14 protein-coding genes are annotated in these 12,196 nt (G+C 74.2%); 6 read left to right on the top strand and 8 right to left on the bottom strand.

Translation table 11 applies throughout. The annotated features are described in order from the left end of the window. Positions 1 to 48 precede the first annotated feature (48 nt). Positions 49 to 627, bottom strand: coding sequence for a hypothetical protein (locus ACFVFS_RS30995; RefSeq protein WP_380628136.1), 579 nt, complete (start codon positions 625 to 627; stop codon positions 49 to 51). A 209-nt stretch (positions 628 to 836) separates the two neighbouring features. Between ACFVFS_RS30995 and ACFVFS_RS30990 the strand changes: the two genes are divergently transcribed. Next, on the top strand, positions 837 to 983 hold the full coding sequence (locus ACFVFS_RS30990; protein WP_380628135.1) for a hypothetical protein: 147 nt from the start codon (positions 837 to 839) through the stop codon (positions 981 to 983). Between the two features lie 93 nt (positions 984 to 1,076). Here the strand turns inward: ACFVFS_RS30990 and ACFVFS_RS30985 are convergent, their stop codons facing one another. Next, on the bottom strand, positions 1,077 to 1,697 hold the full coding sequence (locus ACFVFS_RS30985; RefSeq protein WP_380628133.1) for a DJ-1/PfpI family protein: 621 nt from the start codon (positions 1,695 to 1,697) through the stop codon (positions 1,077 to 1,079). Between the two features lie 3 nt (positions 1,698 to 1,700). Between ACFVFS_RS30985 and ACFVFS_RS30980 the strand changes: the two genes are divergently transcribed. Continuing rightward, complete coding sequence (locus tag ACFVFS_RS30980; RefSeq protein WP_380628132.1) at positions 1,701 to 2,150, top strand: helix-turn-helix domain-containing protein; 450 nt, start codon at positions 1,701 to 1,703, stop codon at positions 2,148 to 2,150. Positions 2,151 to 2,165: 15 nt separating this feature from the next. Here ACFVFS_RS30980 and ACFVFS_RS30975 read toward each other — a convergent pair whose 3' ends face one another. The 5 genes from ACFVFS_RS30975 to ACFVFS_RS30955 form a co-directional block, all read right to left on the bottom strand. After that, positions 2,166 to 2,927 carry a hypothetical protein gene (locus ACFVFS_RS30975; RefSeq protein WP_380628131.1) on the bottom strand — a complete coding sequence of 254 codons (762 nt, stop codon included), beginning with the start codon at positions 2,925 to 2,927 and terminating at the stop codon, positions 2,166 to 2,168. A gap of 103 nt (positions 2,928 to 3,030) precedes the next feature. Next, positions 3,031 to 4,347, bottom strand: a complete 1,317-nt coding sequence (locus ACFVFS_RS30970) for a cytochrome P450 (RefSeq protein WP_380628130.1) — start codon at positions 4,345 to 4,347, stop codon at positions 3,031 to 3,033. Positions 4,348 to 4,514: 167 nt separating this feature from the next. Continuing rightward, the gene (locus ACFVFS_RS30965; protein ID WP_380628129.1) at positions 4,515 to 4,997 is read right to left on the bottom strand and encodes a hypothetical protein; all 483 of its coding nucleotides are present in this window, start codon (positions 4,995 to 4,997) and stop codon (positions 4,515 to 4,517) included. Between the two features lie 103 nt (positions 4,998 to 5,100). Next, positions 5,101 to 5,526 carry a hypothetical protein gene (locus ACFVFS_RS30960; RefSeq protein WP_380628128.1) on the bottom strand — a complete coding sequence of 142 codons (426 nt, stop codon included), beginning with the start codon at positions 5,524 to 5,526 and terminating at the stop codon, positions 5,101 to 5,103. Between the two features lie 3 nt (positions 5,527 to 5,529). Beyond that, positions 5,530 to 6,117 carry an RNA polymerase sigma factor gene (locus ACFVFS_RS30955; RefSeq protein ID WP_380628127.1) on the bottom strand — a complete coding sequence of 196 codons (588 nt, stop codon included), beginning with the start codon at positions 6,115 to 6,117 and terminating at the stop codon, positions 5,530 to 5,532. Positions 6,118 to 6,469: 352 nt separating this feature from the next. Between ACFVFS_RS30955 and ACFVFS_RS30950 the strand changes: the two genes are divergently transcribed. The 4 genes from ACFVFS_RS30950 to ACFVFS_RS30935 all read left to right on the top strand — a co-directional run bounded on the left by ACFVFS_RS30950 (position 6,470) and on the right by ACFVFS_RS30935 (position 9,843). Further along, on the top strand, positions 6,470 to 6,616 hold the full coding sequence (locus tag ACFVFS_RS30950) for a hypothetical protein (RefSeq protein ID WP_380628126.1): 147 nt from the start codon (positions 6,470 to 6,472) through the stop codon (positions 6,614 to 6,616). Between the two features lie 82 nt (positions 6,617 to 6,698). After that, complete coding sequence (locus ACFVFS_RS30945) at positions 6,699 to 8,006, top strand: hypothetical protein (protein ID WP_380628166.1); 1,308 nt, start codon at positions 6,699 to 6,701, stop codon at positions 8,004 to 8,006. After that, complete coding sequence (locus ACFVFS_RS30940; RefSeq protein ID WP_380628125.1) at positions 8,003 to 8,518, top strand: hypothetical protein; 516 nt, start codon at positions 8,003 to 8,005, stop codon at positions 8,516 to 8,518. Before ACFVFS_RS30945 ends, ACFVFS_RS30940 begins: the two co-directional genes overlap by 4 nt. Further along, complete coding sequence (locus tag ACFVFS_RS30935; protein ID WP_380628124.1) at positions 8,515 to 9,843, top strand: MFS transporter; 1,329 nt, start codon at positions 8,515 to 8,517, stop codon at positions 9,841 to 9,843. The genes ACFVFS_RS30940 and ACFVFS_RS30935 overlap by 4 nt, the downstream gene beginning before the upstream one ends. Positions 9,844 to 9,966: 123 nt before the next feature. On the opposite strand, the gene ACFVFS_RS30930 is transcribed toward ACFVFS_RS30935, so the two are convergent. Further along, a partial coding sequence (locus ACFVFS_RS30930) for a M28 family peptidase (RefSeq protein ID WP_380628123.1) occupies positions 9,967 to 12,196 on the bottom strand: 2,230 nt, incomplete at its 5' end.

The following is a 12,196-nucleotide window of genomic DNA, read 5'->3' as shown; positions in this document are numbered from 1 at the left end:
GCGCCGCGCCGGCGTTCGCCGGGCCGCCGGCGCGGCCGGGCGGGAGCGTTACGCGGGGAAGGGCCAGGTCGGGCACCAGGGCCAGACGATCTGGCCGGGGATCGGCGGGCCCCACGGCGGGCACGGCGGGAGGGGCGCCGGGCTGGGCGGCAGGGAGGTCCACAGGGCCTTGCCGTCCAGCGCGACCGCGATCAGGCCCTCGTTGTAGATGTCCAGTTCGGCGCCCCAGCGGCCGCCCGTCCGGCTGTTCCACAGCGGGGTGTTGTTCGCGGAGTACACGACGAGGTTGCCGTCGCCCTGCATGGCCAGCACGTTGCCGTCGGGCATGGCGCCGGGGGCGACCCAGACCGGTTTGCCGTCGCGGTAGAGCACGACGTTGCCGTCGCCCTGCATGGCGAGCACGACCCGGCCGTCCGGCGAGTACCAGGCCTGGTTGCGGCCGATCGAGGTGTTGCCGGGGATGCGGGTGGGGGCCGACAGCGCCGCGGTCGCGGCGGGCGCGGCGGCGGGCGCCCCGGCGGCCGGGGGTGCGGCCGGTGCGGCGTGGGCGGTTCCGGTGGTGAGGGTGGCGAACCCGACGGCGGCGACGGCCGCCAGGGCGGCGGCTCTGCTGCGGAGAGTGGTCATGGCGGGGCTCGGGATCCTTCCGGGCGGGGGCGGCGGCCGGGTGGGGCCGCCGTACTGACGGCGCGTCAGCGTGGTCCTGCGCGCCGGACGCCCAGGCTAGGGCCGCCGGTGCGGGGGGTGGCGGCAGAACGACCGGCAGCTTCCCGGCACCCACCGGTCGGCGATCCCGCCGGTCAGCGGCCGCTGCCGAAGGTGCCCCGGGGGCCGGCGTGTCGGCGTGCGCCCTCGGCGCGCGGCCGCGCGCCGAGGGGGTGCAGCAGCTGGTCGAGGCCGCCCGGCGCTCGTCGAGCCCGGCGGAGAGCAGGGCCGCCACGATGGGCTCGGCGAAGGCGAGCGTCGCGGGCTCGGCCGCGTAGGTGCCCGCGTCGACGGAACGCTCGTCCTCGTCGGCGTGCGGCAGCACGGCCGCTCCGCCCCTCCGGACGCTCCGCCGTCCCGCGACCCGGCTGTCAGCCGATCTCCTGCGCGCGGGCGAGCACCTCGGCCGGGGCCTTGGCCACCGAGCCGGTGTCGAACGGGGGCTGCGGGTCGTACTCGGTGCAGAGCTGGATCGCCTGGGCGGTGACCTCGTCGGTGAGCAGGGCGGCCAGTCGGACGGCCATGTCGATGCCGGAGGAGACGCCGGCCGCGGTGATCAGCCGGTCGTGCCGGACCACCCGGTCGGCGGTGTAGACGGCGCCGTGGGACTCCAGTTCGGCGGTCGCCGCCCAGTGGGTGGTCGCGGTCAGGCCCTTCAGCAGGCCGGCCGCGCCGAGCACCACGGAACCGGTGCAGACCGAGGTGGTGAACCGGGTGCCGTCGTGCATCCGCCGCACCCAGTCGACGAAGGCGGGGTCCGCGAGCATGGGCCGGATGCCGCCCCCGCCCGGGACCAGCAGGACGTCACAGTGCTCCACCTCGGAGTACGCGGTCGGGACGTGGACCGGCAGCGCGCCGAACGCGTCTCGCACCAGGCCGGGTTCGGCGGTGACGAAGCGCACGGTGGCACCGGGCACGAGCGCGAGGATCTCGTAGGGGCCGACCGCGTCGAGCGGTTCGAACCCCTCGAAGAGCGGGATGACGATGTCCATGCGTTGCAGCATAACCACCGCCCGGCCCCGCCCGGCCCGTCAGCCGTCGCGCAGGATCCGGCGGCCGATCGGCGGGGCCACCCGGAGCAGGGCCAGCAGCGGGCGGCTGGCACCGACGGCCCCGCCGCCACCGCCCCGCGCCCCCTGGACGCCGTCCGCGCCCGGTTCGCCCGGAACCCGGCCGACCCCCGGGCGCCTGCCGCAACGGCCGCCCTGCTCGGCCTGGCGCCGCGCACCCTCCAACGTGCCCTCGCCGCCGCCGGCACCTCCCACCAGGCCCAACTGCTCGCCGTCCGCCTCGACGTGGCCGGCCACCTCACCGCCCGCACCTCCCTCCCGCTCGCCGACATCGCCGCCACCGCCGGCTTCACCGACCACGCCCACCTGACCCGCCGCTTCCACGCCCACTACGGCTGCCCGCCCTCCGAGTTCCGCCGCGCGGGCCACCACTGACGACGACCCGCCCGATCACCGGACCTGCTGCGCCGCCCAGGTCCGCAGGCGGGCGACGGCCTCCTCCCGGGACAGCGGGCCGTGGGCGAGACGCAGGTCCTGCAGATGGCGGGTGGCCGCACCGACGAGGGGCCCCGGCGGCAGGCCGAGCAAGGCCATGATCGCCCTGCCGTCCAGGGGCACCGGAACGTCCGGCAGCCTTCTGGCCTTCTCCGACTCCGCGGCGGCCCGCGCCGCCCGCTCGTGCTCCGCGTGCCACTCGTCGTAGGTCGCCGCCCACCGGGCGGCCCGGCCGGCCGACCGCCAGCCGTCCAGGTCCTGTTCCCGGCCGAGGCCCGCCTCCACGAACAGGTCGCGGTGGCCCGGCTCCGCGGAACCGCTCGGAACGACGCCGAGGAGGGCGAGTGCGGCATTGATCGGCCAGTCCTCCCGTGGACCGGTGAAGTCCCGGGTGTGGGCCGGGCCCCACGCCTTCGCGCCGTCCCGCCACACGGCGGCGGTCTGGTGGCCGTCCCCTCCGTGGAAGTCCGCCTCCACATAGGCGATCGGCCCGCTCCGGGACCAGTCGCTCAAGGTCCGCTCGAAGGCCGGGGACAGCACCGCGAACGGCCGATCCGCGGGCCCGGCGGCGTCCTGACCGGGGAGGAGACCGGCCGGCGTGACGGGAACCAGCCCCAGGCGCTGCCGGAGCGGGGCGACAACCGCGTCCCGCAGCCCGGCAGTCCGGCTTCTGAGCAGGTCGAAACGTCCCATGACGGCAGTGAGCTCGTACGGCATTCCCGCAGCGTAGCCGGACCGCCCCGCTGCGCCCGGTGCCATGACGCACGGCACCGTGGATCCGGCGACGGTCACGGGTCCTCCGCACGCCGTGCGGCGGCGCTCAGCCGGTGGCGGCCGGGGCCAGGGCCGCCGGGGTCGGGCCGTCCGGGCGGACGGTGATGCTGTAGACGGAGCCCGACGGGATGCTGAGGAACTCCACCGTGTGGGCGGGGAGCAGGAGTTCGAGCAGGGCGGTGGACTCGCGGAGGGCGAACTGGGTGCCCAGACAGGCGCGGGCGCCCAGGCCGAAGGGGACGTAGGCGCCGAGGTGGGCGGGGCGGGTGCCGCCGGGCGTGAAGCGGTCGGGGTCGAAGCGCTCCGGGTCGGGCCACAGGTCCGGGTCGCGGTGGGTGAGGTAGGGGCAGACCAGCAGGTCGGTGCCGGCCTCGACGCGGTGGCCGGCGAGGGTGTCCTCGGTGAGGGCGTGCCGGGGGAGGATCCACGCGGACGGGTAGAGCCGCAGCGTCTCGCTGACCAGCGCCTGCACCGCCTCGCGCCGTTCGGGCGAGCCCTCGGGGCCGGCCGCGAGGGCCCGGACGCGGGCGTCGGGGTTGGCGTCGAGGAGGAGGTAGAGCCAGGTCAGGGTGGTGGCGGTGGTCTCGTGGCCGGCGACGAGCAGGGTGACGAGCTCGTCGCGGATCAGCCGGTCGGTGTACTCGGGGTGCTGCTCGGCGGCGTCGAGCAGGACGCGCAGCACCCCGGGGCCGTCGGGGCCGTCCTCGCGGCGGCGGGCCGCGTCGACGGCGGCGTACGCGACGGCGTCGATCCGGGCGAGGTCCCCGGCGACGGCGTCGGGGGCCTGCTCGCCGTCGGGCAGCTGGGGGAGGGCGGCCACGACGGCGGGGATGCGGTCGAGTTCGCGTTCGGTGGCCGGGTCCAGCGGGTGGCCGGTGAGCGCGCGCCAGATGGTGTCGAGGGCGAAGTGGCGCATCTCCTCGCCGATGTCGATGCGTTCGCCGGTGCGCGCGAAGCCGGCCCAGTGGTCGGCGGTGCGGCGCGCGGCGGCGGTGATCCGATGCTCGTGGCGGCGCATCCCGGGGCCGGTGAACTGGGCCTGGAGCATCCGCCGTTGGCGCTTCCAGGCGTCCCCGGTCGCGGACAGTACGCCGTCCCCGGCCAGCATCCGGGCGCGGTGCGAGCGCTTGACGTAGCGCTCGGGGTGGCGGCCGAGGACGTGCTGGACGGCCTCGGGGTCGGTGACCAGGACGGTGGGCCGCGGGCCGATCCGGAACGCGGCGACGCCGCCGAGCCGCTGCCGGGTCCGGGCCAGCAGTTCGACCAGCTCGGCCTCCTCGGTGCGCCACTCCTCGACCGCCTCGGGCGGCAGCTCGGGCACGGGCGGGGCGGGCGAGGAGCCGGGGTTCGCGGTGGTGGTCACGGGATCTCCTCGGTCGCTGACGGTCGGCCCGCGCCGACTCTACGTCAGCCGCCGCCCCGCCGGGGGGCGCGCGGGCGGCGCGGTGCGACGGCGCGAGGGCGCCGGCGCCCGGCGGTCACCGGCCGCCGGGCGCCAGGAGTTGAGGGAGGAGGCGTCCTGACGAATCCTCAGCAGGAGGCCTGCGGGCGGAAGAACTGCAGGACGGTGGCGGCGCCGAACAGGAAGGCGCTGGCCGCGAACAGCTGGAGTCCGTTGCCGTGCTGCAGGGCGACGCGGCCGCCCGCCAGGCCGAGAACGCTCCCGACGGTGAACACGACGATCTGGACGGCGGTGATGACCCGGTGGCGGGTGCGGCCCGGCCTTCCGCGGGTGGCCGACCGCGGGCCGCCGTCGGGGCAGTGGCCCGGGCGGTCTTCGGGGCTGCCGCCGGCGCGGTCGCCGGCGCGGTCTTCGGTGCGGTCTTCGGTGCGGTCTTCGGGGCCGCTGTCGCGGCGGTCCTTCGGGCACCAGCGGCGGGTGCGGACGGGAACCTGCCGGTCGACGGCGGGAAGGGTAGCGCCGATCTGCTCCGGCGGAGTGGTTTCGGGCATCGCCGTGCTCTTCTCCTGGTGTTTGCCCGCTCGATTACGTGGTGTGCCATTGTTGAACATGTCGAGTGCTCCTGATGAGTGCTTGTCGGGGCTGTCCGCCGGCCAGGGCCGGAATCCGCGTCGGCGGGCAGCTGTCCTGTGGTGCTCCTGAACGTTGCTCAGGTCACGGCCCCCGTCGCCACCCGGTGCTGAGATGGGCGATCCGGTGGAGTTGGGCGCCGCCGCCCGCTACGGCGGCGAGGCCGGCGGTCCACCTGCTCGGCTCGACCACCATGGCCAGCACGCCGGCCAGTACGACCATGACGAGCCAGGCCAGGTCGGCGCGGGTGCTCTCGAAGGTGATGTTGATGACCATGGCGCTCCGGCGGCCCCGGGGCGTGCTCGGCCTGGTGCTCGCCGCGGGGTTGAGCAGCACGACGTTCTCCTCTCCGTTGCGGCGCAGTCGGCGGCGGCGGTCGACTTCGTCGCGCAGCCGCCGGTAGTCCTCGTCCGACACCGCCGGGCAGGCCCGCGGTGCGGAGATCTTCAGCCTGGTGGCAGGGGCCGATTCGCTGTCGTGCGTCTCCTTCGTGGTCTGGAGCGTGAGCATGTGTCAGTCGTCCTCTCTGTTGACCTGCATGGCTTCCCTGATGAGGCCCTCGATCTGGTCGAGATCGGGCTCCTGCTTCCTGAGCGCCTTCCGGGCGAAGTGCAGGGTCGTGCCGACGGTGGCCTTGGAGATGCCGAGGGTCTCGGCGGTCTCGGCCCGGCTCATCCGGAAGACGATCTGGCAGTGGTAGACGGCTCGTCGGCGGGGCTGGAGCCGGTCGACGGCCGTGAGGCGGTCGGCGTCCTCACCGAGGTGGCCGCGGAGGACCAGCGAGAGCGGCTGGAGCGCGAGCTTCGCCTGCTCGGCGGCCGCGGCGCGGCGGCGCTGGGCGGCCCAGGACATGACGGTTTCGTAGATGATGGTCGGCGGGTCGGCGCAGGTGTTCTCCCAGTCGCAGAGGGCCCGGATGACGCCTTCCATGGCGACCTCCAGGGGGTCGACCCGCGGGTCGCCCTCTATTCGGAACGCCTCGGTGGCGCAGAAGGGGAGGTAGTGCTGCTTCAGCCACCGGTGGACCTCCTCGGGGATCTCTGCCGCGGTGTCCCGGTCGAGGGGTTCCCCGTACCAGTCTGAGGGTGGCTGGTGTGCCACTCGGTCCGCCTCCTTCCATGCCGACGCGCACGCGCGACGGCCTTCCCCCACCCAATTCACAACGGTGCCCTGACAAGAGGAAAGCTAGGCGGAGGGAGCGGCCCCCGTTTACTGGCCGGGACGGTTTCCTTTCACCGGCGGGAAAGCCCAGTTCGCGGGCCGTGATCACTTTTCCGGTCTAGACCTTCCCGGCGCTCGGGGCGGGCGGCGGGGAAGGCTCCCGGTGGCCGATCCCCTGCGCTGTGGCCGAGTCTGATGACCCGTCATTGACACTTCCTTGACCATCACTTTACTGTCGCGATGGCGGCGTCGATCCGCGCCGCCGGATGGCCGACACCCTTCGGAGGTCCGAATGGAACAGATCGTCAAGCGGATGACCCAGGACGACAAGTGGAAGCGCTGGGTCGCCGCCAACTCGGCCCGCGGCGCCAAGGACGGCTGCATCAGCGTCGCGAAGTCCGGGTGCATCAGCGTGGCGAAGTCCGGCTGCATCTCCTGACCCGACGCACCGCACAGGACAGCGCCGAGACGGCCCGGGCCGGCCGAACGGCCGGCCCGGGCCCCACCGACCGGAGGTGACAGTGAACGGCCAGCCGACCGCCGACGTGGTCGACCGGATCAGGGACATCCCCCTCTACCGCGCCTCGATCGAGCGGGGGTACTTCCCCGTTCTGGAGAAGCCCGAGATCGCCCGCGGATTCCCCGACAACTGGATGACGCCCGGCCTCGCCGCGGCCCTGGCGGCGGGCGAGGCGGAGTTCGTGCTCTCCACCGGCACCAACCACGCCCGCATGCAGCTGATCCGGCCGCCGTACTTCCTGCTGAAGTCCTACTACCGGCTGTGGAGCGAGCACCCCGACATCTCCGACACCTGGGCGGAGGGCTGCCGCAGGGTCTCCCTCACCACGGTCCTGGCGACCGAGCACGTGGCCCGGGTCAACGCCCGGAAGCGGGGCGGCGAGCCGTCCGCCGAACCCTCCCTGGACGACCGGTGGTTGGACGAGCGGACCTGCTACGTCAACCTCCGGCTCGACCCCGACCTCTGGCGGCGGTCGGACGTCGAGCGCATGCTCGCGGAGATCCGGGAGGCCGCCCGGGCGCACCCGCGCGGCCGGTACCACCTCGACTGCTCCTCCTCCCACCTCGCGCACCTGGTGCGCAAGGCCCGGGCCTGGGGCCTGTGGGCGGACTTCCCGCCGCCGGCGAGCATCGTCCACGCCTACGAGCACACCCCCGCGAACGTCGCCCGGTACCTGCGCGAGCACTTCGACTGCCCGATCGTCGACCTGTTCGGCAGCACCGAGCTCGGCTACCTCTACTTCAGCGACCGCAGCGGCCGGTACCTGCCCCACCTCGACGGGATGAGCGTCGAACTCCTCCCCGTCGCCCCGGGGAGCGGGATCCACAGCCTGATCGTCACCAGCGTGCGCAACCCCTGGATGCCGCTGGTCCGCTACCGCTCGGGGGACTGCGTCCGGACCCTGGACGGCAGCACCGACCCCGGACGCATCGCCCGGTTCTGCGGCCGGGAGAAGGAACTGCTCCCCACCCCCGGGGGCCCGGTCGCCCAGGGCGACCTCGACGAGGTGGTCGCCGCGGTCACCCCACGGACCTTCCTCCACCGGCTGGACGTGACGGGCCGGGGGGAGGCGGCCGTGCTCCGCTGCACCACCTTCGACGGAGCCCCGTTGACGGCGGCCGAGGCGGACACCCTGGCCGGCGAGGCCGAACGGCTGATCGGTCGGCCGTGCCGGGTCGAGCACCACGAGCACCTGCCGATCGGAGCCTCGGGCAAGTACGCCTGGCTCGCCCGGACCCAGACCCAGACCCAGACCCAGACCCAGACCCCGACACCGACCGCCGGGGAAACCCGTGGAGGCGCCCGATGAACGCCGGCCGGCCCCCGGTCACCGCCGAGGACCTCAGGGCCCTGCTCGGCGAGGACCTCCACGCCGAGGTGGTGGCGTACACGACCGGGCGCACCGGCGCCGCGCCCGCCGACGCCGAGCGGCAGGTGACCGAGTGCCTGCGCTACCTCTACCTGGTCTCCCGCCACCGCGAGGAGCTCGCCGGCCTCTTCCTGCCGGTCGAGCAGCACATCGACGAGATCTGGCACTACCTCATCCTGCAGACCCGCGAGTACCGCGCCCTGTGCGAGGAGCGCCTGCCGGGCCGGTACTTCGTCCACCACCGCGGCATCCCGTACGAGGCGTACCAGGAGGAGCCCGGCCGGGAGCAGGCCGCCGAGCAGGCGTTGCGCTGGATCCCGCTCTACTGCCGAGAGTTCGGGCCCTTCGACGAGGGCGCGCCGGAGCACTGGACCATCGTCCGCTACCTCAGCGAGGAACTGGGCATGTCGCTGGAGGAGATCTCGGCGCTGCGCCCGACGGCGGCGGCATGACGGTCTCCCCGCAGGTCGTCGCCGGGCCCCGGAACCCGCCCGAACACCCGGCGCAGCGAAGGGTGCTGGCCGTCCTGGTGGCCTCCCAGCTGGTGAGCGGCGTCGGGCTGACCGCCGGGGTCGTGGTGGGCTCCCTGATCGCCGAGGAGATGCTCGGCTCGACCGGACTGGCCGGCCTGCCCACCGCCCTGTTCACCGGCGGGTCGATGCTCGGCGCGCTGGGCCTCGGGCGGCTCTGCCAGTCCGGGGGGCGCCGGGCGGGGCTCGGACTCGGGTACGCGGTCGGCGCCCTGGGCAGCGTCGGTGTGGTGGTCGCGGTCGCCGCCGACCGGGTGGCCCTGCTGCTGCCCGCCCTGGTGGTCTACGGGGCGGGCACCGCCACCAACCTGCTCGCCCGGTACGCGGGCGCCGATCTGGCCGCCCCGGAGCGGCGCGGCCGGGCCGTCAGCCGGGTCCTGCTGGCCGCGACCTTCGGTGCGGTGGCCGGGCCCAACCTGGTGGCCCTCGTCGGCGGGCCGGCCGAGGACTGGGGGATTCCCCGTACGGCCGCGCCGTTCGTGCTGGCGGCCGTCGGGTACGCGGTGGCGGCCGTCGTGCTCGGCGCCCTGCTGCGGCCCGATCCGCTCCGGGAGGCCCGGGCCGGGGCACTCCCGCCCGCCCCGGCGTCCGCGGCGGAAGCGCCCGCCCCGGCGTCCGCGGCGGAACCGGCCGACCGGGCGGCCCGGGACCCGGTCCGGACGCCGGGTGTGGCCACCGGCCTGGGGATCATGGTGCTCGGCCAGCTGCCGAAGGTCGCCCTGATGACCATGACCCCGGTCCACCTGGCCGCCAACGGCCACGGCACCGGCGCGATCGGCCTGGTCGTCTCGCTGCACATCGCCGCGATGTTCCTGCCGTCCCCGCTCAGCGGACTGCTGGTCGACCGCTGGGGCGCGCTCCCGGTGGCCGCCGCCTCCGGCGTCACGCTCTCCGCCGCCGCCCTGCTGGCCGGCCTCGCGCCGGCGGACTCGGTGCCGGTCCTCGCGGCGGCCCTGCTGCTGGCGGGCGTGGGCTGGAACCTGGGGCTGGTCGGCGGGACCGCCGTCGTCACCGCCGCCGCGCCGCCCGCCCGCCGGGCGGCCACCCAGGGCCTGGCCGACGTGGGACTCTCGGTCGCGGGCTGCACCGGGGGACTGCTCTCCGGCCCGGTGGTGGCGGCCGGCGGCTACGGAACGCTGGCCGCGGGCTGCGCCGTGGTGGCCCTGCTCGTCGCGCCGCTGGCGGCATGGGCCGCCCGCCCGGTAGGTCCCGGCGCTGAACACACGGCGCTGAACACGCGGCGGTGAACAGTCGGCACTGAACGTCCGGCGCCTAACGTCCGGCGCTGAACATGCGGCGGTGCCGCGATCCGTCCCCCTCGACGAACCGCGGCACCGCCCTTATCCCGTCCCGGAGACGATCCGGTCCGCTCAGATCGCCTGCCAGAGGGCCGGGACGATGTTGGGCTCCCAGCCCACCTGGGCCGTGTGGCCCTGGAGGCACCGGTAGCTGACCCCGTTCCAGGTGACGACGTCGCCCGCCTGGTACGTGGTGCCCGGGGTCCAGGTGCCGCCACCGGGGCCCGGGTCGGAGGAGACCACCAGCGAGTAGCTGCTGGTGTGGCTGACCGAACCGGTACCGGTCACGGTCAGGTTGTACGTCCCGTTCGGGACCGACGAGCCGACCGCGATGCTGAGCGTCGCGGAGCCGCCGGACTGCACCGAGGACGGGCTGACCGAGACGGTCACACCGGCCGGCGCGCCGGAGACGGCGAGGTTCACCGTCTGGGCGGAGCCGGAGGTGGTCTGGGTGCCCACCGTGGCGCTGAGGGAGTCACCCGGCTTGGCGTTGCCGGTGGAGGGGTTGACCGAGACCGAGAAGTCGTTGGTCGGGATCGGGCCGCTGCCCACCGAGGTCTTCCACAGGGTGTAGGCGACGCCGTCGGCGCTGCGGTCCAGCACGGTGGCGTTGATGTTGCTGGTGGTGTCGCACGACGAGTGGTAGCAGGAGTCGTACGCCCGGCCCGCCGTGCCGCCCCACTTCGACGCCTGGGCGTTGGTCTTGGTGGCGCTGGCGCCCGCCGCGTAGCCCGAGGTCGGGATGCCGGCCGACTGGAACGAGGCGTCGTCCGAGCGGCCCTGGCCCTCGACGTTCTCCTCCGGCTGGAGGTTCAGCGAGTCCCAGTACGCCTTCATCGGCGCCGAGGTGGCGGAGTTGACGTTGTTGATGAAGTAGCCGGCGTTGGGCGAGCCGACCATGTCGAAGTTGTAGTAGCCCTTGATCGCGCTGCGCTGGGTCGAGCTCAGCTGGCTCACGTAGTGCTTGGAGCCCTGCAGGCCCTGCTCCTCGCCCGTCCACCAGGCGAACCGGACGTGCCGGGTCAGGGTCGGGTTCTGCTGCGCGAGGACGAGCGCGGTCTCCAGCAGCACGGCCGAGCCGGAGCCGTTGTCGTTGATGCCCGGGCCGGCGCTGACGCCGTCCAGGTGCGCGCCGAACATGGTGACCTGGTCGGCGGGGCCGCCCGGCCAGTCGGCGATCAGGTTGTTGGCGGTGTAGGTGCAGGTGGAGCAGGTCTGCTCGCTGACCTGGTAGCCGGCCGCCTGGAGCTTCGCCTTCACGTAGGCCAGCGACTGGCTGTAGCCGGAGGTGCCGGTACGCCGGTTGCCGCCGTTCTGCGAGGCGATGGTGTTGAGCTGGGTCAGGTGCGCCTGGACGTTGGCGACGCTGATGTCGGGGGCGCTGCCGCCGGGGTTGCCGCCGCCGACCGTCAGCGTGTACTGCGCGGTGTGGGTGGCCTGGCCGGTGGCGGTGACCGTGATGACGTACGTGCCCGGCGCGGTGGTCGCGCTGGTGGAGACGGTCATCGTGGCGGAGGCGCCGGTCTGCACCGAGGACGGGCTGAAGCTGACGCTCGCGCCGCTCGGGGCGCCGGAGGCGGTCAGGTTGACGCTCTGGGCGCCGCCCTGGGTCACCTGGGTGTTGACCGTCGCGGTGGCCGAGGAGCCGGGCTGGACCGAGCCGGAGCCCGGGTTCAGCGACAGCGAGAACTCGTTGGTCTGGCCGCCGGTGCAGCTCGGCTCGCCGGTCTGGGCGGGGATGCTGATCGCGTCCCAGGCGGCCTTGGTGCGGTTGAACAGGTTGCAGCTGGGGTCGAGGTTCTTGGCGGCGGTCAGGGTGGTGGTGCGGTACTTCTTGTGGGTCATGCCGCTGGTCTTGAGCAGCATGCCGCCGTAGAAGATCCGGCCGGCGTCCTTGATGCCGACGCCGGTGACCGTGGAGTTGTTGCAGGTGGGGCTGGTGGGCTTGCCGCCGCCGGGGTTGGAGCCCTCGGCGAGCAGGTAGAACCAGTGGTTCAGCGGGCCGGCGGCCGCGTGGACCTCGGTGCTCGGGATGGAGGAGGAGTAGCAGTTGGGGTTGTTGCTGACCTGCGAGGGGTTGTACATGTTGCGGATCGGGCCGCTGCCGACCAGGTTGATCATCTCGCCGACGAGGTAGTCCGGGGCGTCGTACGGGGAGGTCTGGTTGGCGTAGGCCTCGGTGAGCGCGCCGAAGATGTCGCCGGTGGCCTCGCCCAGGCCGTTCTCGTTGTTGGCGCCGCCGGGGGTGAACTGGTCGATGCCGTGGCCGAACTCGTGGCCGACGACGTCGATGGAGGAGATC

Source organism: Kitasatospora sp. NPDC057692, assembly GCF_042799475.1.
Taxonomy (GTDB): domain Bacteria; phylum Actinomycetota; class Actinomycetes; order Streptomycetales; family Streptomycetaceae; genus Kitasatospora.
This window is presented reverse-complemented; position numbering and strand designations above follow the sequence as displayed.

Coding starts and splice junctions, on each gene's coding strand:
- ACFVFS_RS30995 (WP_380628136.1), bottom strand. CDS start 627: ATGACCACTCTCCGCAGCAGAGCCGCCGCCCTGGCGGCCGTCGCCGCC.
- ACFVFS_RS30985 (WP_380628133.1), bottom strand. CDS start 1,697: ATGGACATCGTCATCCCGCTCTTCGAGGGGTTCGAACCGCTCGACGCG.
- ACFVFS_RS30975 (WP_380628131.1), bottom strand. CDS start 2,927: ATGCCGTACGAGCTCACTGCCGTCATGGGACGTTTCGACCTGCTCAGA.
- ACFVFS_RS30965 (WP_380628129.1), bottom strand. CDS start 4,997: ATGTTCAACAATGGCACACCACGTAATCGAGCGGGCAAACACCAGGAG.
- ACFVFS_RS30960 (WP_380628128.1), bottom strand. CDS start 5,526: ATGCTCACGCTCCAGACCACGAAGGAGACGCACGACAGCGAATCGGCC.
- ACFVFS_RS30950 (WP_380628126.1), top strand. CDS start 6,470: ATGGAACAGATCGTCAAGCGGATGACCCAGGACGACAAGTGGAAGCGC.
- ACFVFS_RS30940 (WP_380628125.1), top strand. CDS start 8,003: ATGAACGCCGGCCGGCCCCCGGTCACCGCCGAGGACCTCAGGGCCCTG.
- ACFVFS_RS30935 (WP_380628124.1), top strand. CDS start 8,515: ATGACGGTCTCCCCGCAGGTCGTCGCCGGGCCCCGGAACCCGCCCGAA.